Consider the following 23,701-nt stretch of genomic DNA (forward strand, 5'->3'; position numbering starts at 1 on the left):
GCAATGGGTTTTTAAAGTTGAACCCACAATTTTTTTTAATTCTTCATTCTGTTGTAACCGTCTGTAAAATTCATCTGCATCCATGTTAACTCCATATGGCAATTCAAATCCCCCCTTATAACCGTAACCAGCTTGCTAATTCATTATCCTTATCTTTTAAATCCTCAGCCATTTTAACAATAAACTCACTAATATCCTCTAAATCTCTAATCAAATAATGAAGAGAAGCCTCAGTTTGATACTGTTCTTCTGAGTCATAAAATGCTGCCCCATCTTTCACATAAGGTGCGTGAAACAATACAGCTTTATCAACATCACTTGGATCTAGATCCTTGAACTCTCCTAATCTCTTCCCACAAATAGATTTTACGTCGTAAACCATTTTGCTGTGATCATGAGGGAACCGTTCAATAGTTTGTTTCTTTGTTTTTAAGTCTTCGATAGCTGCCTGTAATCGTTTAGCTAATTCTTTTGCATACTTTGCATCCACTTTAATGGTTTGCCCATTCATACCCGAATAAGATGAGAATGATTCGATATTCTGGTTATAAACACCTTTGCTGCCATCAACACTTTGGATATTACCATTCTTATCAAATGTAAAGTTCGAATCGTTTAAACTATGAGTATCAGGATTTTTTGCAAATGCTTGGCCATAGAAGGAAGTAATAAGACTCCCTAGAACACCTGGAATACCTAAAGATGTATTAAGCCGGTTTGCTCTATCTTGGCGGGCAATGCTAGGATTTTTCGTGTATATCGTTGTTCCGTTGTGTCTGTCGTATTCTAAAAACCAACCTGAACCCACCATATCATCAGGATTAATGATTGCTTTGTGATACAGGTCAAATTCGCCATTTCTGATTTTCTTCTGTGTTTCTTCATCATGCAGCTTAACAATAGAAGGGTTATTAAAAGCCACACTGTAAACGTTGTTGTTTACACCTGCATATTCTGCATCTGCTCCCCCAAGTGAGTGACCTGTGGTCGAAATCACTGTGTTAGCGCCAGCATACTTTTTCACTTCATTGGCAACGAGCTTATCTCCTTGATCAAATTGAGATGTCTTAGTGACAATTTTGTATTCTCCGCTCTTAATCAACATTGCTTGTTCCATACTGCCGTTATACTTGGCAATAGCTTTAGAGTTTTCAGACGCATCTTTTTTCATTATGTATTGGACTTTCTTTTTCGGGTCTTTACCCATTACCACGTTGCCGCCATCTGCACTTATAACATCAGCTTTAATTTGTTCCTGATTTGTTCCTTGAAAACCTACAACGACATTTTCTGGTTCTTTTGGTTTTACCCATTTACCTTCTTTTTTCTTGGCTTGGACAAATACGTAAACATCTAGGCCTGTGTCTGGATCTTTTTTGATTTTATCCACGTAAAAAGCCTTTTTTGATTTATTTACTATGGGAGTCTTATTTTCATAGGCTTTTTTCATTTTCTTTTCACTGTATGTATTTTGACTGAGATAAAAATAGTCTTTATCTGATAAATTAGGTATGTCGGTCTTTATATTCATGTACAATACCCCTACCCTCATGTAAAATATAAGACAGAAAGGATGGTTTTATGAAAAAATACATAATTATCCTTATAGCTCTGGTTATTATAACACTTGGAGGGATATTTATGAAGGAACAACACGACAAAAAAATGGAAGCCCAAGAAGCAAAAAAAGAAGAATTGTATACCGTGGCTAAAAAAAGAATGACTGACTTTATTAAAACAAACTATAAAGATATTGAACGAATTGATTACACTGATGATTATGAGGTAAACCCAATGGGCGGCATTGAAATCAATGGTTATCTCAATGGAAATAAGAAAAAAGAAATATGGGGAATTTACGACAAAACTAATGACGAAATAGGATCATTTACTGTGGATGCAACCGAGAAGCCTGAGTGCGAAGATAAAGTATGTGAGTATTAAGTATACAACTCTTCCCTTAATGTCGAGGGGTCTTTTTTACGCCTTCCCCTTACCTCATCCAGAATAAATGCAACAAGAATCAAAACAATTGAAAGAAAGATTCTCTCCACAGTTAATTTAATGTTAAACAAAATATATGAATCCACTCTTATTTCACGGCCAAAAGGATGATTTAATGAAGAAAGCCATAATTATACTTACTACTCTGGCTCTTATAACACTTGCAGGACTTTTCATGAAGGAACAACACGACAAAAAAATGGAAGCTCAAGAAGCAAAAAAAGAAGAATTGTATACCTTGGCTAAAAAAAGAATGACTGACTTTATTGAAACAAACTATAAAGATATCCATTCAATTGAATACACCAATGATTATGAAATAAATCCAATGGGTGGTATTTCAATTAATGGCTATTTAAACGGAAACAAAGACAAAAAAATTTTGGGAATATACGATAAGGCAAATGATGAAGTTGGAGTATTTAAAGTAGTTGCTACCCGAAAACCTGAATGCGAAGATAAATTATGTGAGTATTAAGTAAAATAAAGCTCTATCCAGTTAAGGATAGAGCTTTATTTAATCCTGTATTGTTGTTAGTTCACCATTTGGGTACTTTAACTTTCTTTACAAATGATAAAATTCTTCAAAAGAAACCAAGGGAGGTCTCCCTATTGCGATTAAACATATATACAATTATTTTCATTATCCTTGCTATAGCATCAAATTTAATTTCTATCTTCGTATTTCATCAAGGTATTTTAGCGTATGTTCTTGCCATTATCTTTTTATTAGTCGCTGGATATTCCACAAAATTCACTAAACCTAAAGACCAAAATAAAACTAAATAAAAAAGAGAAAGAATAAATTAATTTTCTCCTCTCTTGACTTTATACCTTTTCCACACTTTTTCAAGAATAAATGCAACTATAATAACAACAACTAAAACAATTAATGTCACATTGAAAGAAAAATTTTCTCTCACGTTTCCCATTAATAATGCCCCTAAAAATCCGAACACAAAACTCATTAGTAATTTCACTGTGAAGTTCATACCTTTCTTACTTTTCTCTTAATTCAATTCAAAATTTAAACAAACGTGAACTTCTCGATCAATTTACATTCCAACAGGAGGATCAAACTTTGAGATTACCATCTTTTATTCCCCTTTTTCTTCTTTATGTCTACAGTAGCTGCATAGTTCATCTTCTTCAATGTGGACAGCTGCGAGCATTTCTTCCCAAGGGATACGCTCATAATCTCTACGGCAATGTGGAACATAATTAATGTCTCCAACACCATGTCTTAAAAATGTATACCATTGTTTATCAGTTAATTCTTCTGCTCCCTTATCAATAATCAAACGAGCAATGCCTAAAGCTGCGGCATTTTCAATCAATTCATTCTCTAAAACCTCTTTCAAATAATAAGCAAACATGTCCCTATCACCTAAAATACGAGATTTCAATTCCTCTTCTTCATGTTTTTTCATTTTATTTGTCCTCCCCTTCTATAAGTATCATTAATATACGGGATAACTAAAACAATAGTTTCATATTTCTTAACGTTTATTCCTTTTCAAATAAATAAAAGAATTACCTCGAAAATATTCAAGGGAACTATTTATTTACTTAAACCATTTTGCTGTACTGACCAGACACATATCGGCGTTTACCGTTATGAATGATCTCCCAGTATCCTTTAGAGTTATTGGAGCCTCTAACAGACCCAGCGATATCAATTGTCTTACCAGCCCAATTGTACCAACATTTTTAGCTTTAATACGGTCAGGTTTGTCCATAATAATGGCGGCATTTTTAACACCTACAATTTTGATGTTACCGACTGATTTAATGCCTGAATTTGTGGATTTTGAAGGTTTAGAGGCTTTAACTGGTGCAGAAGATATTTTCTTTCCTAAGGTGTCTGTACCATAGCCTTTATAGTTAAATTGAAGATGTGGCTGATCGACAAAACCTTTCCAGTCTCCTCCCCATTCAAATCCAATTGACTTGGCATAAGCAATAAATTTTTTGATATCTGCAGCACTGTAGCCATTCCATTTAGTATCAGATTTAGAATAGCCACCAGTTGGTACAAAGTCCAAAGCCTGACCTACAAGGTGATATGATTTCATTGTCTGTGAAACACCTTTATTAACATTCTGGCGTTGTTGTGCTTCAGTACGAATCGTTCCATAGATAAGCACGCCAATTTTGTTTTTCTCTGCGTAAGCCAATAGTTTCTTAGCAGCTGCTTTTGTGTTATCCGCAAGTTTGTTGATATTGTCCATATTTCTTGAGTAATAATACATTGTCATATTAGGTTCCTCCGTTTTATTTAGTAAGATTATGTTGTTTCAATACTGTCTTTTGAGCGAAGTTGGCAAATCAGACGCATACATTAGCCAAATTGAAAACAACAGGAATAAAAAGCCTGATTACGATACTTTGTATAAGATTTTTCAAAAGTTAGGAATTGAAGAAGAGCGAATTGAAGATTACCTTGATCATTTCGGGTATTGGTCTCCTGAAAAATGGGAGCATGCAGAGGCTGAAGCTCAAAAAGAAAGACAAAAACAACTTTACAACGATCCAAGATACATTGAAAGAGGGCTTAAATATTTAGATAATGATGTTGTAAGCAGGAATAGGAGTAGAATTTCTAACAATGGATTTGATTTAATCAAAGAAAAGTCTAATGAATATGTGGGAGAAGTTGCAGAAGTACTCGAAAATATTGTTTATGAACCATCAGGTAAGGGATTTGAAATTGTTAGTGGATTAAATAAACTTACCGTTGAAATGATACTCAATAAACAACTATTCAATTTTACATCAAAATTGTTCAACAGTGATTTACCAAGATTAGATGAACAGGGAATGCTAAAAGTTTTAAATACAGTCATTGAGGAAACAAATCGTATTAATAAAGAAAAAACTGCATTTGGTAAACCTAAAATAATTAAACCAATTAAAAGTCTAGATTAAAAATGATGTCCTTTGCAGGGCATTTTTTTGTGGATAAAATAGAAAAGACGTACTAAATCGTACGCCTTTATCTGCTTCTGCACTATCAATTTTTCACTGCATAAAAGTCACAGTTCAGGTTGTACCTCAGGTCACACTTTTTGATGCAGTTCCCATGGATAGAGCCATTTTCAGGTGTGACTTTTCTCACTTTTACCGTGTCTCCACTCCGTTTCACACAACGGAATAATTAACGATTATCAATCGTCTCCGGATACAAATCATGGTTCATCATACGGTATTCGGCCATTTTTTCATACTTCGTGCCAGGTTTTCCGTAGTTGGTGTACGGATCAATGGAAATTCCGCCTCTTGGCGTGAATTTGCCCCATACTTCGATGTAGCGCGGGTCCATTAATTCAATCAAGTCATTCATGATGATGTTCATGCAGTCTTCGTGGAAATCACCATGATTTCTGAAACTGAACAAGTACAGCTTTAATGATTTGCTTTCAACCATTTTTTCATCAGGAATGTAGCTGATGTAGATTGTTGCAAAGTCAGGCTGTCCTGTTTTTGGACATAAAGATGTGAATTCAGGGCAATTGAATTTTACAAAGTAATCACGGTTTACGTGTTTATTCGGGAAGGATTCCAGCACGTCCGGCGCATATTCGAACAAATAATTTGTGCCTTGGTTGCCTAGCAGTGTTACACCTTCTAATTCTGATTCTTTTCTTGTCGTCATGTTCATCTTCCTTTCTATTATACGCCGCGTTTGTTGCCCCATAACAGGGTGTGCAGCTGCGGGAGCACTCTGACGAGATTCAGCTCCGCATCGACAGCTACCTTATCAACAAGCGCTTCATATTTTCCAAGTAAATGTGCAATCAGTGACTGGTCATCTGTCGTATGCACGTCATCATTGCCGACTTGTAAATAAAACGGAATCCCGGGGTACCGCTTGTGCACCGTTTTGGCAAATTTCAAATCTTCATCATTAAAGATGACAACCTTCAAGCTGACAGCATGCTGTCTATCATTCTCTTGAAGTGAAGTTAAAATGTGGTCAAGCTTTTGAAAGTTCGTCACCATTTTTGAGCTTGGCGGTTTTGGAGAAATTGTCAAATCATCAATCAGCGTAAACCAATCCTGATAAACGGTCCCTTGAGTTTCAAGCGCTGTACGGATGTTATTTTCCTTCAGCAGTTCAATAAAAGCATCCAGCTGTTTTAACAGGGCCGGGTTGCCTCCTGAGATCGTCACGTGGGAAAACGCGTCTCCCCCAATGTCCTTAAGCTCTGCAAAAATCTCCCCTGCCGTCATCCAGCGAATATCTTTTTTAGCAGACCCGTCCCAAGTGAAGGCGGAGTCACACCAGCTGCAGGAATAATCACAGCCGGCTGTTCGGACGAACATCGTTTTCTGTCCGATCACCATGCCTTCTCCTTGAATCGTCGGTCCGAAAATTTCTAATACAGGAATTCCTTTAGCCATTCAAACCACCCTTTTTCGGACGGTAGACACAGTAGCTTGTCGGTGTTTCACGGACAAACACCTGTACACAGGCCGGCTTATTCTCCAAAGTGTCTAAATAAGCCTGTACGTTGTCATAAATCGTTTTCGCCACGACTTCAGTTGTCGGCAGCGAATATCGGTCGTCCTGAGAAAAATCTTCATGATCATTTAATAGCGTATGATCATAGTTTCCATGCACCAGTTTTTTGAGCACGCTGAAATTGACAAGGAAGCCGGAGTCGTCAAGTTCGTCGCCGGCAACGGTTATATTTACGGTATACGTATGCCCGTGAATCCTGCTGCACGCTCCCGCACTTTCCCGAGGGATAAAATGAGCGGCTGAGATGTGCATGTCCTTATTCAGTTCAAACGAATAAGGATGCTGGACCTGCGGATAAATTTGAGATAACAATTTATGCACGCTCTCCTTTCATCACCATATATTCTTCATAACCTCTTGAACGAAGATGGCATGCCGGACATTCGCCGCAGCCGTCTGCGATGATGCCGTTATAGCACGTCAGCGTGTTGTTTTTCACAAAATCCAGCGCGCCAAGCTCATCTGCAAGCTTCCATGTTTCCGCCTTATTGAGCCACATGAGAGGCGTGTGGATCACAAACGGCTTCTCCATCGCCAGATTTACCGTTACATTGCAAGATTTCACGAATTCGTCACGACAGTCAGGATAACCGCTGAAGTCTGTCTCGCAAACTCCTGTAATAATGTGGCGCGCGCCAATTTGGTATGCCAGGATAGACGCAAAGGATAAGAATACCAAATTGCGGCCTGGAACGAATGTGGATGGCAGTTCGCCGTCTTTTGCTTCTATCTCAATATCATTTCTAGTCAGGGCATTCGGTGCAAGCTGATTTAAAAGTGACATATCAAGCAAATGATTTTTCACACCAAGCTTTTCCGCAATGGATTTTGCCACTTCAATTTCCTGCGAATGCCGCTGATTATAATGAAAAGTCACCGTTTCGACTTCTTCGAATTCTTTTAAAGCCCACAGTAAGCATGTGGTGCTGTCTTGACCGCCGCTAAATACGACAATTGCTTTTTCTTTTTTCATGATTCCTCTCCTTCTCCGCAATAAACACATCGGCGAGAGACATCGCTACAGCTGATTTACGCAAAAAAACACCTTTTCGGAAGGTGCTCTAGAAAAACATAAAAAAGGCCGTATCCAAGGATACAGCTCGTCCTTAGTTTTTTATAGAGGGTGTAGCTAGAACCTCTCCCGCATACCGCACGGATTTTCTTCAATTTTTTCACTTCTGCTATCTTACCATAATGTTGTTTTTCTTGACAATAAAAAAGTCAGTCCCCGCTCGCTTCAAGATCTATTGTGCCGGTTCGCTTCATTATATAGTTATAAACTGCGCCGCCGAGGAGCCTTTTTACAAATCAAGGCGCCTATGAAGGCCAGGCTTACATAGCCAAACATGGGATAAATCGTTGAAATGAGCTTGCCGTACCCTATTTGGCTCGTGATATAGGCCGTGATCATAATGGCTGCAAAGATATATTTGCTTTTTATTGGAAGAAAACTCTGCACTTGTTTTTCTAATCCATATAAATTACCGATAACTGATGTGAACACTTCTCCGAAAATAATGAGTAAATAAATCAAATGGACAGATCTTGCAAAAAGATAAACCACTTGCGCCATCGGTATATCATACAAAAATACATCCGGAAGAGTCGACAAAGACAGAAAACTCGCGGACAGCACAATCGTCAGCATCGTGCCTCCGATTAAAGCGCCTTTTTTGATCACTTTCTCCGAGGACATTTCATTCGCCAGCGGAACCAAAACCGCTTGGGCCAGCGATAAATTCAAAGCCCCGTAAGAAAAGGCTGATAACAGCCAATCCCAGCGATGCGGCCAGACCCACTGAGCTGCGTTTCGTGATTCACTGAATATAAAAGAGTCGGCCACTACAATCATTGAAAAGATGATTAAAAGGGGAACAACAAATACATTGACACCGAAAATGCCTTTTACTCCTCTGGTCATCACAATTAAGCTCAGACCGATTGTAATAAGCATCCCAATCTGAGCGGACATCCCCAATTGTTCCTCAAAAAGCGCCCCTGCTCCTGAGAGCATAACAGATGTAACTCCGAGAAGAACAAACAGCATAAATACATTGATAATCCTCCCAGCCGTCGTCCCGAACAAAAAGATGTTCATTTCTTGATATGACTTGGCATTGATTCGCTTTGAAATGATCATCAGCTTGGCGCCCAGTAACGTAAACATTCCGCCGCTGACGAGAATGCCGAATAAACCGAACCAGCCGAACTTCAGAAAAAACTCAACAATTTCTCTGCCAGTCGCAAATCCAGCTCCGACTACTGTGCCGACATACACAAAAGCAAGCTGACCTGCAGACCCTTTTGATTGTTCCATTTCTCCCCTCCGAACGAACCGCAGTTTTGTCCATAGATGCCTTTTTATAACCTATGAGACAAGTTCCTTGAAAAGACGAAGAAAACATGTTTTACTTTGTAACAAATTAAAAAATATTGTGCAAAAGACTTGAAAGTCAAAGATGGTCAGAGTATACTATTAATCAAAGTTGGTCAAACAAACCGGCCTTTTTTAAAAAACAATTGGTCAAAGATAGTCAAAAAGTTAAGTTGCTTTGAGCATATTGTTTTGAATGCCGTTACGTTTGCCATATACTAATAGTCAAAGAAGGTCAAATTCGATAGACCTTTTTATTCACTTTCATTGGTCAAAGAAGATCAAATCATTAAGGAGGTTTTGGCAAATGCGTTGTCAACATTGTCATCAAAACGAGGCGACGATTCGCCTTAACATGCAAATAAATTCCGTTCATAAACAGATGGTTCTATGTGAAACTTGTTATAACGAACTGACCCGTAAACCTTCAATGAGTATGGGTCCTCAATCGTTCGGATTTCCTTTTGAACAGGCATTCCAGCCGAAAGAACAGAGCGCAGCAAAACAAAGCGGAAAAAAAGGGCTGCTTGATGAGCTGGCTCAAAATATTACAAACGGTGCTAAAGCCGGTCTCATTGATCCCGTCATCGGCCGTGATGACGAGGTGGCGCGAGTGATCGAAATTCTAAACCGCCGCAACAAAAACAATCCGGTTCTTATTGGGGAGCCGGGTGTAGGGAAAACTGCCATCGCTGAAGGACTCGCTTTAAAAATTGCTGAAGGCGATGTTCCAAACAAACTGAAAAACAAAGAGCTATACTTGCTTGATGTTGCATCCCTTGTTGCAAATACAGGGATCAGAGGCCAATTTGAGGAGAGAATGAAACAGCTGATCACTGAGCTGAAGGAACGAAAAAATGTCATTCTCTTCATTGATGAAATTCATCTTCTCGTCGGCGCAGGCTCTGCAGAAGGATCAATGGACGCCGGCAATATTCTCAAACCGGCCCTAGCCAGAGGCGAACTGCAAGTCATTGGGGCGACAACACTGAAAGAATACCGTCAAATCGAAAAAGATGCTGCGCTGGAAAGACGTTTTCAGCCTGTCATGGTGCAGGAGCCTTCAATTGAACAAGCTATCCTCATTCTGCAAGGGATTAAAGACAAATACGAGGCGTACCATGGCGTGACGTTCAGTGATGAAGCAATCAAAGCATGTGTCACGTTATCATCCCGCTACATTCAGGACAGACACCTGCCGGATAAAGCAATTGATTTATTAGATGAAGCAGGTTCAAAAGCCAACCTGTTAATCGATGAACTGAATGATGAGGATGCGGCTGAACGCTTAACTGCAATTGAAGCCGAAAAAACCAAAGCCCTTGAAGAAGAAAATTACGAACTGGCGGCAAAACTCCGTGATGAAGAAATCGCATTGGAGAAAAAACTGAACAGCTCCTCCGCTCAAACCGCTGTCACTGTGGAAGCTGAGCACATTCAGGAAATTGTTGAACAAAAAACAGGCATTCCTGTCGGCAAACTGCAGGCAGACGAACAAACGAAAATGAAAGAGCTTGAAGCAAAACTTCATGAACGCGTGATCGGACAAGAAGCCGCTGTTCAAAAAGTGGCAAAAGCGGTAAGACGAAGCCGCGCCGGATTAAAATCCAAAAACAGACCAGTCGGCTCCTTCCTCTTTGTCGGTCCTACCGGCGTAGGGAAAACAGAGCTCTCTAAAACACTGGCAGATGAATTGTTCGGCACAAAAGACGCTATTATCCGTCTCGATATGAGCGAATACATGGAAAAACACGCCGTATCTAAGATTATCGGTTCACCTCCTGGATATGTCGGCCATGAGGAAGCTGGACAATTAACTGAAAAAGTGCGCCGCAATCCTTACAGCATTGTGTTGCTGGATGAGATTGAAAAAGCACACCCAGACGTTCAGCATATGTTCCTGCAAATTATGGAAGATGGCCGTCTGACAGACAGCCAAGGCAGAACCGTAAGCTTTAAAGACACTGTGATCATTATGACAAGCAATGCGGGTGCTGGCGAGAAACAAACGAAAGTCGGTTTCCAATCAGATGACAGTGTCATCGAAGAACAAACATTGATTGATTCACTGAGCATGTACTTTAAACCTGAGTTCCTCAACCGTTTTGACAGCATTATTGAGTTCCGCTCATTGGATAAAGAACATCTGGTCAAAATCGTCAGCCTTCTTCTTGGAGAACTTGAAGAAACATTGGCTGAACGGGGCATCAGCTTGAATGTGACAGCTGAAGCGAAAGAAAAAATCGCTGAGCTTGGCTACCACCCTTCATTCGGTGCACGTCCGCTTAGAAGAACCATCCAAGAATGGGTTGAGGATGAAATGACTGATCTGCTGCTTGATAACAGCGAGATCACAAGTTTTCACGTCATTTTAGAAGATGATAAAATCAAAGTGCAAGCGAAATAACAATTAGCGGTTTCCTTTTAGGAAGCCGCTTTTTTATGCATTCATACTCTTGACTGAGAAAATACCGTCCCTTCCCCTGAAGCGCTGATTCCTTTCATCTTTTAGACTTTTTTTAAGGAGGGATGGAACATGTTTATATATAGTGAATATGTATTTCTACTATTATATGAATACAGTCTGAAGGACAGCTTGCAAACAAACTGCCAATTTCATTAAACCCCCGGGCTTTTCAATTTTGAAAAGTCCGTTTTTGTTTATTTCTCCCTTCTATGCCTCTTCCTTGAATATTTCATGAACAAATTCACAATGTCCCTAAAGTTCCGGGCACCAAAACCGATATTAACCATAGACAAGCTAGTAAAAAAGGATTTGGTGAAAACTATGGATAAAACTTCGTTAATCGGTATTATTCTTGCTTTTGTGGCATTGAGTGTGGGAATGGTTCTGAAAGGCGTCAGCTTCAACGCGCTTGCAAACCCCGCCGCCATTTTAATTATTATCGCCGGGACAATCTCAGCAGTCGTTATTGCGTTCCCAACAAAAGAAATTAAAAAAGTGCCTGCGCTGTTCCGAGTGCTATTTAAGGAAAATAAACAGCTGACAATAGAGGAACTCATTCCTATGTTCTCTGAATGGGCCCAGCTTGCACGCCGCGAAGGTCTGCTTGCTTTAGAAGCAAGCATTGAGGATGTAGATGATGCTTTCTTGAAAAACGGGCTCAGCATGGCTGTTGACGGGCAAAGCGCGGAATTTATCAGAGATATCATGACAGAGGAAGTCGAAGCAATGGAGGACAGGCACCAAGCCGGAGCCGCTATCTTTACACAAGCGGGAACGTACGCGCCAACACTTGGAGTACTCGGCGCTGTAATCGGGCTAATTGCCGCCCTCTCTCATATGGATAACACAGATGAGCTTGGGCACGCCATCAGTGCTGCCTTTGTTGCCACACTTCTCGGTATCTTCACAGGGTATGTGTTATGGCATCCCTTCGCAAATAAATTAAAGCGAAAATCAAAACAAGAAGTAAAACTGCGTGAAGTCATGATTGAGGGTGTGTTATCCGTTTTAGAAGGACAGGCACCGAAAGTCATCGAACAAAAGCTTTTAATGTATCTTCCTGCGAAGGACCGCTTGAAATTTGCAGAACAAGGAGAGGCGCAAAATGGCGAGAAAAAAGAAGAAGAAGCATGAGGACGAGCACGTTGATGAATCATGGCTCGTGCCTTACGCCGACATCCTTACTCTTCTCCTGGCATTGTTTATTGTGCTGTACGCGAGCAGCTCAATTGACGCAGCTAAGTTTCAAATGCTTTCAAAATCATTTAATGAAGTCTTTACAGGCGGCACCGGCGTACTAGACTACTCCAGTGTCACTCCTCCTGAAAACGAGTCAGACGGCATCGATGAAGTGAAAAAGGAAAAAGAAGAGAAAGAAAAAAACAAGAAAGAAAAAGAAAAAGCAGCTGATCAAGAAGAACTTAAAAATGTGAAGAGCCAGGTGGAAAAATTCATCAAAGATAAAAAGCTTGAACATCAGCTTGAGACGAAGATGACTAGTGAAGGCCTCCTGATTACGATTAAAGACAGTATCTTCTTTGACTCTGGAAAAGCGATCATTCGTAAGGAAGATGTACCGCTTGCAAAGGAGATTTCAAATCTTCTTGTGATTAACCCGCCAAGAAATATCATTATCAGCGGACATACTGATAATATGCCAATTAAAAATTCTGAATTCCAATCAAACTGGCATTTAAGCGTCATGAGAGCGGTAAACTTTATGGGGCTTTTGATTGAAAACCCCAAGCTCGATGCAAAAGTGTTCAGTGCCAAGGGTTATGGCGAGTACAAACCGGTGGCTTCCAACAAAACTGCGGAAGGCCGAAGCAAAAACCGGCGGGTTGAAGTTCTCATCCTGCCAAGAGGCGCAGCGGAAACAAATGAAAAATAGAAAAAAAGGAAGCCCTGTGACATATCAGGCTTCCTTTTTTTACTTATTGTGAAACTGTTTTGCGTTTAACCCTACTTTTTTTAACATTTCAGTGCACATCTCTACCTCTTCTTCGCTTAATACGCTGATCATTTCATCAATTTCAGCAGCGTGATCAGGGAAAATATCGTTCAAAAGACCGATGCCTTTTTCAGTAATTTGTGCAAATGTCACCCGTCTGTCTGTAGGAGAAGCTTTCCGAATGAGAAGTTCTTTTTGCTCCAGCTTATCTACAACGTATGTGATGCTCCCGCTAGCCAATAGAATTTTATCCCCTATCTGCTGCAGCGGCTGATCGCCTTTATGATATAAAAGCTCTAGTACAGCAAATTCAGTCGGATTCAGCCCGTGCTTATGAATATGCTTATTCATATGATCGTTAATAGACCGATACGCGCGCGACAGCACGATAAATAACTTCAGTGATTTTTCTGTCATGTCTCAATCATCCTTTTAGAAACCGTTACAGAGAAACATTAATAAACAAAGACCAAAATGTCAATAAAAATCTTTCCAATATTTCTCTTCTTTTTTAAAATGTTAGCTGCTCAACATCTTTTTCTAATTTTTTTGGTTATTTTTTCTTATTAAAGAAGAAGAAACAATGATATAATACCTCTAATCAGGTGTATGTTGGAGCGATGCAAATTGAAAATACTAAAAGGCGCCTGCGGGAGAGTCAAACTTTATATCATACTGGTCGTGATTCCGGCAATCGTCATCAGCTTTTTCGTATATGAAAAAGAAAAAGATACAATAGCTGCAGAACATAAGCAAGAAGCAAGTGTCCTGCTAAACCTTCACCGCAATAAAATCAATTATTTAATCGGAGAAACGATGGCACGAATGACCTCCTTGTCCATCGCCATTGACAGACCGGTTGATATAAAGAAAATGCAGTCGATTTTGGAAAAGACCTTTGATTCAGAGCCGAGATTTTCCGGCCTCTATTTTCTAAATGCCAAAGGAGACGTCACCGCAAGCACAACCGAATTAAAAACGAAAGTAAACCTGGCCGACAGATCTTTTTTTACAAAAGCAAAGGAAACAAAAAAGACAGTCATTTCAGATAGTTATTCGAGCAGAATTACAGGCCAGCCCATTTTTACAATTTGTGTCCCTGTTTTGGACTCAAAACAAAATGTGACAGATTATCTTGTCGCAGCTATTCAAATTGATTATTTGAAAAATCTCATTAACTTGCTGAGCCCTGATGTTTATATTGAAGTCGTGAACCAAGACGGGAAAATGATTTTTGCGAGCGGACAGGCCTCCCGTGTAAAAGATCAGAAACCTGTCAGCGGATATTTGGATGATATCAGCTGGAATATGAAAGTATATCCGAACCCTGTCACCATAGAAGAATTGACAAAAAGCCTTGTGCTTCCGCTTTCATGCAGCATTGTGCTGCTGAATATCCTTTTTATTCTCGTGCTGTATTATTTGCTGAAGCGCCAGACCCAGCTGGAGCGCTCAGAAAATGAGGCGCAAAAATTAGAGCTGATCGGGACGCTTGCTGCCAGCACAGCCCATGAAATCCGTAACCCTCTCACAGGGATAAGCGGCTTTATTCAGCTGTTGCAAAAGAAATATAAAGGTGAGGAAGATCAGCTTTACTTCTCCATTATCGAACAGGAGATCAAGCGCATCAATCAAATTGTCAGTGAGTTTCTCGTTCTCGGCAAGCCGACAGCTGAAAAATGGGAACTGAACTCGCTTCAGGACATTATCGAAGAAATTATGCCGATCATCTATTCTGAGGGGAACCTATACAATGTTGAAGTCGAATTACAGTATTTAACCGAGCAGCCCTTACTCGTAAAATGTACAAAAGACCATATTAAACAAGTGATTTTAAATGTGGCAAAAAATGGACTCGAGTCAATGTCTGAAGGAGGCAAACTGACGATCTCCCTGGGAGCTTTAGATAAAAAAGCCATAATCAAAGTTGTGGATAACGGTGAAGGGATTTCTCAGGAAATGCTGGATCACATCTTCCTTCCCTTTGTTACTTCTAAAGAAAAAGGAACCGGTCTCGGCCTTGTCGTTTGTAAACGGATCGTGCTGATGTACGGAGGCTCTATTCATATTGAAAGTGAAGTGCGAAGAGGCACAGAGGTGACAATTACCCTCCCCGTGTCCGCTTCATAACCCCCTGACCTTGTCAGGAGGGTTTTTTTATCTTCGTGACCGGGCATTTCCATTCGACTTGCCTGCTGGACTGCCGGAAAAAAGGATTTTGATGAAACGCAGCAGCATTTTCAGAAGCCAAAAAACCATAAAAAATACTAAAAAACCCTTTATGCCTTCTGTGGCATCTAAAAATTCCATATTCCCTCTCCCCGTCACTTTTTGCTGAATCTCAATCGCAAATACGATCACAATGATAACTGTAACAGTATAGATAAAGGACAAGGCTGTTATACTCCATTTAGAAAGCCACGTAAACACAACATGAGTGAAACCGAAAAAAAGAATGCCAAAAATGCCGATCACCCAAAAATGCATTTCTTTGTCAGTTAAGTGAATGCCGAATAATCCGCATATAGAAATAAAAGCATCATGAAATTCATTGACCATTTCAGTAATAAGAATCGCCAGTTCTTTCATTAGTTCCCTCTTTCATATGAAATTTTCCAGAAAAAAAGAGCGCTTCTGAAAAGCTCTCTCTCTTTATATATGCATCTGATAGGCCGCTATTTATTTGCATCATATGCTGGCATAACATCTCTGCGGGGCCACAAGCCTAATTTCTTTACAAGACCTTGAATCCCTTGGGAATGTTCGTTTTCTTGCATAAGCTGGTGATATTCATTTATTAAACAATCCAGCTCCTGACTGTGCCTGATCGTGTCATGCCCTGTAAATCCCTGCTTTCTAGCGGCATCTATCATTAACTTTCTTTTTTCATCAATAGACACCAACAATCTTTCTTGTTCAGAAGAACCGCCCATTCACTTCACCCCTCGCCGCTAAGAAATAGGAAACAAGTTTGATTGGGTTATTGTGCATTATTACAGATTATACTTTATTTGTAAACATATTTTCATTAAATAAGTTAATTTTTCAGGTATAATAGATATATTGATAGGATTAGAAGAACAATACCCAGGTGAAGAATATCTTAAACACGCCGCCAGGCAGGAGGTATGCCCAATGAAGAAAAAGAAAGCAATAATGCTCGGAGCCGCAGGCGGAAAAGCGATTTTAAAGAGGAAAAACCGAAAAAAATGTATCCAGCACATCACTACTTTTTTTCAGATGCTTCGCGATTGGCGAAATGGCAATTACCCTCGTTCACAGGTTAAAACACTTTTGCTGCTAACTGCTGCCATCTTGTATATCGTCATGCCGCTCGATATCATTCCAGACGTTATACTAGGTCTTGGGTTTATTGACGATGCAGCTGTCTTAGGTTTCATTTGGATGCTAATTAAAAAAGAACTGTCACAGTATGAAAAGTGGCGTTTGCAATAAATATAAAAAGCCCCGTTCGGTGAACGGGGCTTTCTCATGCTTATTGACTCACGCTGTTTTTTTCATAAATCGGAACCCAGCCTTCAGTTGTGACAAAAATTCTCACCGCGACAACTTTGCGGTCCTCCTGAAGCGTGAAGTAATGGCGGATATTCTCAGGCACGGAGATTAAATCTCCAGGGTTCAAACGGACATCAAAAAACGTGCCGTCCTTGCCTTGAATGACAAAAATACCGTGTCCGCTTACGATAAAACGAACCTCATCGTCTGTATGGTGATGCTCTCTTTTAAAATTTTCAAGCAGTTCATCAAGTTTCGGGTTGCTGTCTGACAATGAAATAACATCCTGTGCTTTGTAGCCGCGGCGGGTTGAGATGTCTTTAATTTCAGTTTCAAAGGTATCAAGAATTTGCTGTTTTTCTTCTTCTGTCAAATCATATTTCTCTGAGAGATGTTCCGGAAGCTTCGCGATATCCCATTGCTCATAAATAACCTCTTGACTGTCCAGAAAGCTTGCTACTTCCTCTTGATGTTCAATCATTGTATTTGCCTCATCATGAATTCGAATTGTAGCCATTTCAATTCCTCCTTTTATTTAACCAGCTGATGCTGAAGGGTTTTCAATTTTAAATGGTAGCTGAACAAAAATTCAAACGCTTCAAGCACTCTTTTTGCTTCAAATGCTGTTCTCCCCCATGCGGTAATACCGTGATTGCGGATCAGAACAGCTCCTGAATCTTCTGAAACTTCTTTCTCAAACAGTGCCGCGAGCGTCGGAATATGAGCCGGATTTTCAATGATCGGAATGGTCACTTCTGCATTCTCGTCCCATAAGCCGAGTGCTTTTATAATTTCCTGGCCTCTGAATGTGATTTTCTTTTGGTCTCCGTATATCTCTGAAATCACATTATTGTTTACCGTATGGACATGCAGGCAGCATCCGGCATTGGTTTTATTGTACAAATGTGTATGAAGCAGTGTTTCCGCTGACGGTTTCAGAGAATGCCCGCTTTCAGCGGGCTCTCCGTTTTGGTCGACCAAAAGAAAATCCTCATCCGTCTCTTTGCGTTTATCTTTTCCGCTTGCAGTGACGAGAAATGTTAAAGGCTCATCAGTAACCTTAATGGACAGATTGCCGCTAGTCGCCGGAAACCAATCTCTCTCTGCCAATTCCCGTTTTACTTCAGCGAGCTCTCGCCATCGTTCTTGTTTTGCAGCCATTCCTGTACCTCCGTTACATTCTCAATTTCTTTTCTTATCTCATAAAAATCTTGATACGGGAGATGATTGAGGTTTTGCTCCTGGCATTCGTTTAATAAATAATCTCTTGCAAAGCATAAGTCAGACAGCTTTGCTGCCTCCACATCTGTAACCGAATCACCGATCATGATGATATATTGGTTTGGTTCAGAAAGTTCATGGATAACCGACGGCTTACAGCACCCGCATTGATTGCTGCATGTTCCCTTGCAAGAATGAGGCCAGTCAATACGAATATAGTCGTTGTCAAATGACGCATGATTGCAATAAACGCGGTCTTTCTCCACGATGCCTTCAAGCAAAGGATATACAAAAAAGTCCATTCCTCCGCTTATGACATAAAACGGAATCTCATTCTCATTGATAAACGCTACAAATTCCCGAAAGCCTTCCCTGATTTTTGCATCTTCCAATACAAAACTTGTAATCTCTTCTTTTAAACGGCTGGGCAGAAGGCCGAACATCCGCCCGACACCTTCCTTGATCGACAGCTTTTTGGAAAGTACGCCGTCTTTTAATGCCACCCACTCCGGCGGAGCGAATGCTTTCATGATATTTATAATGTTGTCGTTCATCGTGATGGTTCCGTCAAAATCACATATAATCAAAGGTTTTCGAGTCGTCATACGGCTTCAGCCTTTCCCCATTTGTCTAGCGCAAGCTTAAGATCCTTGCATTGTTCGGCTTTTTCATCAATCGGCTGGGCTTCTAAGACCGCATCAATTATGGCTCTGAACGCACGCCCCCCGCCTTGGGCACCGTTTGGATGTCCATGTACGCCTCCTCCGGCGTTAATGATATGATCTATGCCGAAATCACGCATTAATAGCGGAACCAGGCCAGGGTGAATGCCTGCTGACGGAACGGCAAATGTTTGGTTAAAAGCATCCTCTCTCACACATTCTTCATGAATGGCCAGCGCATCAGCTCTTGGCAGCGCAACCGAACCATATGGAGACGGAAAGAGGCTGAAATCAGCACCGCAATATCGGTTTAATTTCCCGAGTAAAAGTGCATGAGAAAATCCGTAAAACGGAGAAGATGTAAAGGCCCCGCTGACCGCTGGATGCGCCATAATCGGAATTGCGATTTCAGGATCTTCCGCAAGGCTTTGCATAACGTCCAAGCCGTAAGCGAAGACATTAAACAAAAGCGCATCAGCCCCCAATTCGGCAGCACGTCTCGCTTTGTCTTTCAGATCAGCCGTGCGTCCAGTCAAATTCACCGCATACAGCGTTTTATGTCCGGTTTGCTCATACGTTTCTTTTAATATTTGCTTTCCTTCTGTAATTCTTGTTTCAAAAGGCGCTAGACCTGTCTCAAAGAAAATTTCATCGTCTTTAATCAAGTCAACTCCGCCAAGCGCCTGCTGTCGAAGCTGTTCTTTAATATCACTCAGGTCCCTTCCGATTACACCTTTAAATATGCTCATTAACAGCGGTCTTTCAAACTCTCCCAGCAGCTTCCGGATGCCGTATACGCCAAACTTTGGTCCCGGAAGTACACGCTTAAATGCTTCAGAGAAGTGAAGATCGATTAATTTGATTTTTCCGTCCAAGGACAGCTTGCCAAACACTGTTGTCAGCAAAGCCGGAATATCCTGAGAGAAATTGATTTCAGGATAGGCAATTGTGATGACGGCTTGTTTTTCTGATACAGAAGATCCCTCTCTCTCCTCAACATTTATCACCCGCCCCTTGTGCTTTTGCATTTGCTCCTGCTTTACAAGGGGGAGATCAGTCCAGGAGCCTACTGTCAATCCTGTTGCAATTTGTTCTGCTTTCTTCTCTGTATCAGCTCCCGGTTCTGTTAGGAGATATGTTGCTAATAACTCACTCATCCCAGAGCTCCTTTCATTTTCATCCATATCAAAAAACCTCTTCAAACTGCAATCGCGTCTGAAGAGGTTTCGTTTCTCGTCCGAATCTTATCTCTCAGCCGCTAGCTGCAAGAATTAGCACCGTGCTTTATAAGTCGGTTGCCGGGCTTCATCGGGCTCGTCCCTCTGCCTGCTCTTGATAAGAAAATATAGATTTTATAAATTATTTTGAATTATCCCATCGTTATAGGGTCTTGTCAATGGTTTTTTGGGTAAACAGGTTTAGTTTGCCAATTCGATAAGCGGCTTCCTTGAGCCTTTCTTCACTTGTTAAAAGTCCGACTCTGACGTAGCCCTCTCCGTATTCACCGAAGCCGTTTCCAGCCGCAACCGCCACATTCGCTTTTTCCAGCAAAAGGTCTGAGAACTTCTCAGAAGTATAGCCTTCAGGTACAGGCAGCCATGCAAAAAATGACCCTGCCGGTGCTGTCACATCCCAGCCAATTTCACGGCATGCAGCAATCCAAGCGTTTCGTCTGCTCTCATATCGGGCATTTTGCTCTGCCACACACCTCTGATCAGCTAACAGTGCCTCTGCTGCAGCCTCCTGAGTTGCTCTGAAAAGACTGACAAACATATGGTCTTGATAAAGATTGATTGCTTCAATGACCGAAGCGTTTCCGACGGCAAAGCCAACCCGCCATCCTGCCATGTTATACGTTTTTGACAGCGTGTAAATTTCAATTCCAATATCCTTTGCACCTTCAGTCTGCAAAAAGCTTAAAGGCTTACAGCCGTCAAACCCTACAGCGCCGTAAGCAAAATCATGAACGACGCAAATTCCGTTTTCTTTTGCAAAGCTCACGGTTTCTTCAAAGAATTTAGAGGTAGCAACAGCTCCAGTCGGATTATTCGGATAATTTAAATACATCAATTTCGCTTGTTCTCTCACCTCAGCGGGGATGCTGCTGTAATCGGGAAGAAACGCCCTGTCCTTTACGAGCGGCATCATTTCCATCTTCGCTTTCGCGAGTGCGACACCAGACCAGTAATCAGGGTAGCCCGGATCGGGAACTAAAATCGTATCACCGGGATTCAACAAGCATTGCGGGAGCTCGACAAGACCGGCTTTTCCGCCGAATAATACAGCGACTTCGGTTTCCGGATCCAGATCAATGCCGTACTCTCTTTTGTAAAATGCAGCCGCCGCTGACTTTAGGCTGTATGAGCCGCGAAAAGATGAATATTTATGATTCTCAGGATCAGCAACAGCTCGTTTCATTTCCTCGACGATATGTTCCGGTGTCGGCTGATCTGGATTTCCCTGTCCTAGATTGATAACGTCGTGTCCCTCTGCGAGCTTTCGGTTCACTTTCTGCACCAGCGAAGCGAAGAATTGTTTAGGCAATGTCTTCAATACATGAGACTGTTCAAATTTCATCTATTCTCACCTTCTAAAAAAATCTTGAAATGATAGTCCATCATCATATATGGTTAAATGAAAAAAGTAAAGAAAAATTTGGGGTGTTAAAAAGATGAAATGGACGATATCTTGTCTTCAATTTGATATTTCATATGGTAAACCTTCGGAAAATATAAAAAAGGCTGAATTTTTGATCGAAAAAGAAAGCAAACATGCTGATGTTCTTGTTCTGCCTGAATTATGGACGACCGGATATGATCTGGCCAATCTTGATGAACTCGCTGATGAAGACGGCCGCTTTGCTCAGAGCTGGCTGATGAAAACGGCAAAAAAACATGGAGTTCATCTTGTCGCCGGATCGGTCGCTGTCAGAAAGGATTCTGATGTTTATAATACAATGTACATCGCGGATAAGGAAGGGCAAATCATTAAAGAGTACAGAAAAGCCCATCTTTTTCAGCTGATGGATGAGCATTTGTATTTATCAGCCGGTTCCGAAGATGGATGCTTTGAGCTTGACGGCGTCAAAAGCGCAGGATTGATCTGCTATGATATCCGTTTTCCGGAGTGGCTCAGAAAACATACGACAAAAGGTGCCAACGTGCTGTTTATTTCCGCGGAATGGCCTCTCCCCCGACTCGATCATTGGAAAAGCCTGCTTATTGCCCGTGCCATTGAAAATCAATGCTTTGTCGCAGCCTGCAATTGCACTGGTTCAAATCCGGATAATGAATTTGCAGGCCATAGCCTGATTATTGATCCATGGGGGCGTGTACTTGCTGAAGGCGGCCGTGAGGAAGGCATAGTCCGTGCGGAAATCGACCTTCATAAAAGCGTCGAGGTGCGGGAGAGCATCCCTGTTTTCGATGATATCAGAAAAGATTTATATTAAAAAATATATTGACAACTTATTAAAACACCTGTTAGTATGTTCATCAACTGATAAATTAGAATTGTTTAACAAATGAATATATTCTCTTATCGAGAGTTGGGCGAGGGATTTGGCCTTTTGACCCCAACAGCAACCGACCGTAATTCCATTGTGAAATGGGGCGCATCTTTTTCGCGCCGAGACGCTTGTCTCTTAAGGCACGGTGCTAATTCCATTCAGATCTGATCTGAGAGATAAGAGAGGCGGACATAGATGTTAAGCCTCCTTCTCTCTGAGAAGGAGGCTTTTTTACGGCCACATATTAAGTGATTACATAATTGGAGGTTATGATGATGGCAGTCACAAAAACACCTTTATACGAAACGTTAAATGAAAGTTCCGCTGTGGCGTTGGCTGTGAAGCTCGGCTTATTTCCAAGCAAAAGCACCCTGACATGTCAGGAGATCGGCGATGGCAACTTAAATTACGTTTTTCATATTTATGATCAAGAACATGACAAAGCATTGATCATTAAACAGGCGGTTCCTTATGCAAAAGTGGTGGGAGAAAGCTGGCCGCTCACAATCGATCGTGCAAGAATCGAAAGCAGCGCTCTCATCCGTCAGGGCGAGCATGTGCCTCACTTGGTTCCAAGAGTGTTTTACTCTGATACGGAAATGGCGGTTACCGTCATGGAGGATCTCTCTCACCTAAAAATCGCAAGAAAAGGACTGATTGAGGGTGAAAATTATCCGCACCTGTCACGGCACATCGGTGAATTTTTAGGAAAAACACTTTTCTACTCATCAGATTACGCGCTTGAACCTAAGGTGAAAAAACAGCTTGTTAAACAGTTTACAAACCCTGAGCTATGCGACATTACGGAAAGACTTGTTTTTACAGATCCTTTCTTCGACCATGACACAAATGATTTTGAAGAAGAGCTTCGTCCTTTTGTCGAGAAGCTTTGGAATAATGACAACGTTAAAATCGAAGCCGCTAAGCTGAAAAAGTCATTTTTAACGTCTGCGGAAACGTTGATTCATGGTGATTTGCATACAGGAAGCATTTTCGCAAGTGAGCACGAAACAAAGGTGATTGATCCTGAGTTTGCTTTTTACGGACCGATCGGCTTTGATGTAGGGCAATTTATCGCCAACTTATTTTTGAACGCACTCAGCCGTGACGGAGCTGACAGAGAGCCGTTATATGAACATGTCAACCAGGTCTGGGAAACGTTTGAAGAGACGTTTAGTGAAGCCTGGCAGAAGGACAGTCTGGATGTTTACGCCAACATCGACGGTTACCTCACTGATACGCTCAGCCATATTTTTGAAGAAGCAATCGGATTTGCGGGCTGTGAGCTGATACGACGCACGATCGGCCTTGCCCATGTAGCTGACCTGGATACGATCGTGCCGTTTGATAAACGAATCGGCAGAAAACGCTTGGCGCTCGAAACCGGCACAGCCTTTATCGAAAAACGTTCGGAATTCAAAACGATAACAGATGTGATTGAATTATTTAAGTTACTTGTAAAGGAATGATCCA

At 41.1% G+C, this 23,701-nt stretch carries 26 protein-coding genes and 3 riboswitches; of the genes, 10 read left to right on the forward strand and 16 right to left on the reverse strand.

Translation table 11 applies throughout. The features are described from left to right. Positions 1 to 115: 115 nt before the first annotated feature. Positions 116 to 1,531: a lipase gene (locus ACQXR1_RS17680; protein ID WP_430772589.1), complete on the reverse strand. Its 1,416-nt coding sequence runs from the start codon at positions 1,529 to 1,531 to the stop codon at positions 116 to 118. A gap of 50 nt (positions 1,532 to 1,581) precedes the next feature. Here ACQXR1_RS17680 and ACQXR1_RS17685 point away from each other — a divergent pair, with 50 nt between their 5' ends. Beyond that, positions 1,582 to 1,944, forward strand: a complete 363-nt coding sequence (locus ACQXR1_RS17685) for a DUF1433 domain-containing protein (protein ID WP_041334455.1) — start codon at positions 1,582 to 1,584, stop codon at positions 1,942 to 1,944. A gap of 175 nt (positions 1,945 to 2,119) precedes the next feature. After that, positions 2,120 to 2,482: a DUF1433 domain-containing protein gene (locus ACQXR1_RS17690; protein ID WP_430772590.1), complete on the forward strand. Its 363-nt coding sequence runs from the start codon at positions 2,120 to 2,122 to the stop codon at positions 2,480 to 2,482. Between the two features lie 619 nt (positions 2,483 to 3,101). On the opposite strand, the gene ACQXR1_RS17695 is transcribed toward ACQXR1_RS17690, so the two are convergent. Then, complete coding sequence (locus ACQXR1_RS17695; protein WP_041336582.1) at positions 3,102 to 3,434, reverse strand: hypothetical protein; 333 nt, start codon at positions 3,432 to 3,434, stop codon at positions 3,102 to 3,104. A 135-nt stretch (positions 3,435 to 3,569) separates the two neighbouring features. Continuing rightward, positions 3,570 to 4,262: a M15 family metallopeptidase gene (locus ACQXR1_RS17700; RefSeq protein WP_430772591.1), complete on the reverse strand. Its 693-nt coding sequence runs from the start codon at positions 4,260 to 4,262 to the stop codon at positions 3,570 to 3,572. Between the two features lie 52 nt (positions 4,263 to 4,314). On the opposite strand from ACQXR1_RS17700, the gene ACQXR1_RS17705 reads away from it, so the two are divergent. Further along, positions 4,315 to 4,932, forward strand: a complete 618-nt coding sequence (locus ACQXR1_RS17705) for a helix-turn-helix domain-containing protein (protein WP_430772592.1) — start codon at positions 4,315 to 4,317, stop codon at positions 4,930 to 4,932. A gap of 229 nt (positions 4,933 to 5,161) precedes the next feature. Here the strand turns inward: ACQXR1_RS17705 and queF are convergent, their stop codons facing one another. The 5 genes from queF to ACQXR1_RS17730 form a co-directional block, all read right to left on the reverse strand. Beyond that, positions 5,162 to 5,659, reverse strand: coding sequence for a preQ(1) synthase (queF, locus tag ACQXR1_RS17710; protein WP_003218613.1), 498 nt, complete (start codon positions 5,657 to 5,659; stop codon positions 5,162 to 5,164). A 17-nt stretch (positions 5,660 to 5,676) separates the two neighbouring features. Further along, positions 5,677 to 6,408 carry a 7-carboxy-7-deazaguanine synthase QueE gene (gene queE, locus ACQXR1_RS17715; protein WP_430772593.1) on the reverse strand — a complete coding sequence of 244 codons (732 nt, stop codon included), beginning with the start codon at positions 6,406 to 6,408 and terminating at the stop codon, positions 5,677 to 5,679. After that, positions 6,401 to 6,850: a 6-carboxytetrahydropterin synthase QueD gene (gene queD, locus ACQXR1_RS17720; protein ID WP_014663755.1), complete on the reverse strand. Its 450-nt coding sequence runs from the start codon at positions 6,848 to 6,850 to the stop codon at positions 6,401 to 6,403. The genes queE and queD overlap by 8 nt, the downstream gene beginning before the upstream one ends. Next, positions 6,843 to 7,502 carry a 7-cyano-7-deazaguanine synthase QueC gene (queC, locus tag ACQXR1_RS17725; protein WP_014663754.1) on the reverse strand — a complete coding sequence of 220 codons (660 nt, stop codon included), beginning with the start codon at positions 7,500 to 7,502 and terminating at the stop codon, positions 6,843 to 6,845. The genes queD and queC overlap by 8 nt, the downstream gene beginning before the upstream one ends. Positions 7,503 to 7,629: 127 nt before the next feature. Beyond that, a riboswitch (PreQ1 riboswitch) is annotated at positions 7,630 to 7,674 on the reverse strand. A 128-nt stretch (positions 7,675 to 7,802) separates the two neighbouring features. Further along, entirely contained in the window at positions 7,803 to 8,846 is a 1,044-nt protein-coding gene (locus ACQXR1_RS17730) for a YkvI family membrane protein (RefSeq protein ID WP_095431428.1), read from the reverse strand. A gap of 364 nt (positions 8,847 to 9,210) precedes the next feature. Between ACQXR1_RS17730 and clpE the strand changes: the two genes are divergently transcribed. The 3 genes from clpE to motB all read left to right on the forward strand — a co-directional run bounded on the left by clpE (position 9,211) and on the right by motB (position 13,261). Further along, the gene (clpE, locus tag ACQXR1_RS17735) at positions 9,211 to 11,310 is read left to right on the forward strand and encodes an ATP-dependent protease ATP-binding subunit ClpE (RefSeq protein ID WP_430772594.1); all 2,100 of its coding nucleotides are present in this window, start codon (positions 9,211 to 9,213) and stop codon (positions 11,308 to 11,310) included. Positions 11,311 to 11,691: 381 nt separating this feature from the next. After that, positions 11,692 to 12,504, forward strand: coding sequence for a flagellar motor stator protein MotA (gene motA, locus ACQXR1_RS17740; RefSeq protein ID WP_014663751.1), 813 nt, complete (start codon positions 11,692 to 11,694; stop codon positions 12,502 to 12,504). Continuing rightward, positions 12,476 to 13,261 (forward strand): flagellar motor protein MotB, encoded by a 786-nt coding sequence (gene motB, locus ACQXR1_RS17745; protein WP_095431430.1) that lies wholly within the window; start codon positions 12,476 to 12,478, stop codon positions 13,259 to 13,261. Before motA ends, motB begins: the two co-directional genes overlap by 29 nt. A 39-nt stretch (positions 13,262 to 13,300) precedes the next feature. Here the strand turns inward: motB and mhqR are convergent, their stop codons facing one another. Further along, positions 13,301 to 13,738, reverse strand: a complete 438-nt coding sequence (gene mhqR, locus ACQXR1_RS17750; protein ID WP_430772595.1) for a MarR family transcriptional regulator MhqR — start codon at positions 13,736 to 13,738, stop codon at positions 13,301 to 13,303. A 192-nt stretch (positions 13,739 to 13,930) separates the two neighbouring features. On the opposite strand from mhqR, the gene kinD reads away from it, so the two are divergent. Further along, complete coding sequence (gene kinD / locus ACQXR1_RS17755) at positions 13,931 to 15,451, forward strand: sporulation kinase KinD (RefSeq protein WP_168780874.1); 1,521 nt, start codon at positions 13,931 to 13,933, stop codon at positions 15,449 to 15,451. Between the two features lie 27 nt (positions 15,452 to 15,478). On the opposite strand, the gene ACQXR1_RS17760 is transcribed toward kinD, so the two are convergent. Beyond that, positions 15,479 to 15,910, reverse strand: coding sequence for a hypothetical protein (locus ACQXR1_RS17760; protein WP_014663748.1), 432 nt, complete (start codon positions 15,908 to 15,910; stop codon positions 15,479 to 15,481). Between the two features lie 86 nt (positions 15,911 to 15,996). Beyond that, positions 15,997 to 16,254: an aspartyl-phosphate phosphatase Spo0E gene (gene spo0E, locus ACQXR1_RS17765; protein WP_003218598.1), complete on the reverse strand. Its 258-nt coding sequence runs from the start codon at positions 16,252 to 16,254 to the stop codon at positions 15,997 to 15,999. 202 nt (positions 16,255 to 16,456) lie between these two features. Between spo0E and ACQXR1_RS17770 the strand changes: the two genes are divergently transcribed. Continuing rightward, a complete protein-coding gene (locus tag ACQXR1_RS17770; protein WP_014663747.1) occupies positions 16,457 to 16,777 on the forward strand; it encodes a YkvA family protein in 321 nt (106 codons plus the stop codon). Between the two features lie 40 nt (positions 16,778 to 16,817). On the opposite strand, the gene mtnD is transcribed toward ACQXR1_RS17770, so the two are convergent. From mtnD to mtnE, 5 genes are all read right to left on the reverse strand, one after another. Beyond that, on the reverse strand, positions 16,818 to 17,354 hold the full coding sequence (mtnD, locus tag ACQXR1_RS17775) for an acireductone dioxygenase (protein WP_014663746.1): 537 nt from the start codon (positions 17,352 to 17,354) through the stop codon (positions 16,818 to 16,820). Positions 17,355 to 17,368: 14 nt separating this feature from the next. After that, a complete protein-coding gene (locus tag ACQXR1_RS17780) occupies positions 17,369 to 17,998 on the reverse strand; it encodes a methylthioribulose 1-phosphate dehydratase (protein ID WP_103748841.1) in 630 nt (209 codons plus the stop codon). Next, positions 17,956 to 18,663, reverse strand: a complete 708-nt coding sequence (gene mtnX / locus ACQXR1_RS17785) for a 2-hydroxy-3-keto-5-methylthiopentenyl-1-phosphate phosphatase (RefSeq protein WP_430772596.1) — start codon at positions 18,661 to 18,663, stop codon at positions 17,956 to 17,958. The genes ACQXR1_RS17780 and mtnX overlap by 43 nt, the downstream gene beginning before the upstream one ends. Continuing rightward, entirely contained in the window at positions 18,660 to 19,877 is a 1,218-nt protein-coding gene (gene mtnW / locus ACQXR1_RS17790) for a 2,3-diketo-5-methylthiopentyl-1-phosphate enolase (RefSeq protein ID WP_286315015.1), read from the reverse strand. The genes mtnX and mtnW overlap by 4 nt, the downstream gene beginning before the upstream one ends. Before the next feature lie 84 nt (positions 19,878 to 19,961). After that, positions 19,962 to 20,062, reverse strand: a riboswitch (SAM riboswitch). A 38-nt stretch (positions 20,063 to 20,100) separates the two neighbouring features. Further along, positions 20,101 to 21,297, reverse strand: a complete 1,197-nt coding sequence (gene mtnE / locus ACQXR1_RS17795) for a methionine-glutamine aminotransferase (RefSeq protein ID WP_430772597.1) — start codon at positions 21,295 to 21,297, stop codon at positions 20,101 to 20,103. Positions 21,298 to 21,391: 94 nt separating this feature from the next. Here mtnE and ACQXR1_RS17800 point away from each other — a divergent pair, with 94 nt between their 5' ends. Together ACQXR1_RS17800 and mtnK are read left to right on the forward strand one after the other, a co-directional pair. Next, positions 21,392 to 22,171: a carbon-nitrogen family hydrolase gene (locus tag ACQXR1_RS17800; protein ID WP_306646249.1), complete on the forward strand. Its 780-nt coding sequence runs from the start codon at positions 21,392 to 21,394 to the stop codon at positions 22,169 to 22,171. Between the two features lie 83 nt (positions 22,172 to 22,254). Beyond that, positions 22,255 to 22,411, forward strand: a riboswitch (SAM riboswitch). Positions 22,412 to 22,503: 92 nt separating this feature from the next. Further along, positions 22,504 to 23,697: an S-methyl-5-thioribose kinase gene (gene mtnK / locus ACQXR1_RS17805; protein WP_136654588.1), complete on the forward strand. Its 1,194-nt coding sequence runs from the start codon at positions 22,504 to 22,506 to the stop codon at positions 23,695 to 23,697. Positions 23,698 to 23,701: the final 4 nt, after the last annotated feature.

The organism is Bacillus sp. ATD (assembly GCF_050585765.1).
Taxonomy (GTDB): Bacteria; Bacillota; Bacilli; order Bacillales; family Bacillaceae; genus Bacillus; species Bacillus stercoris.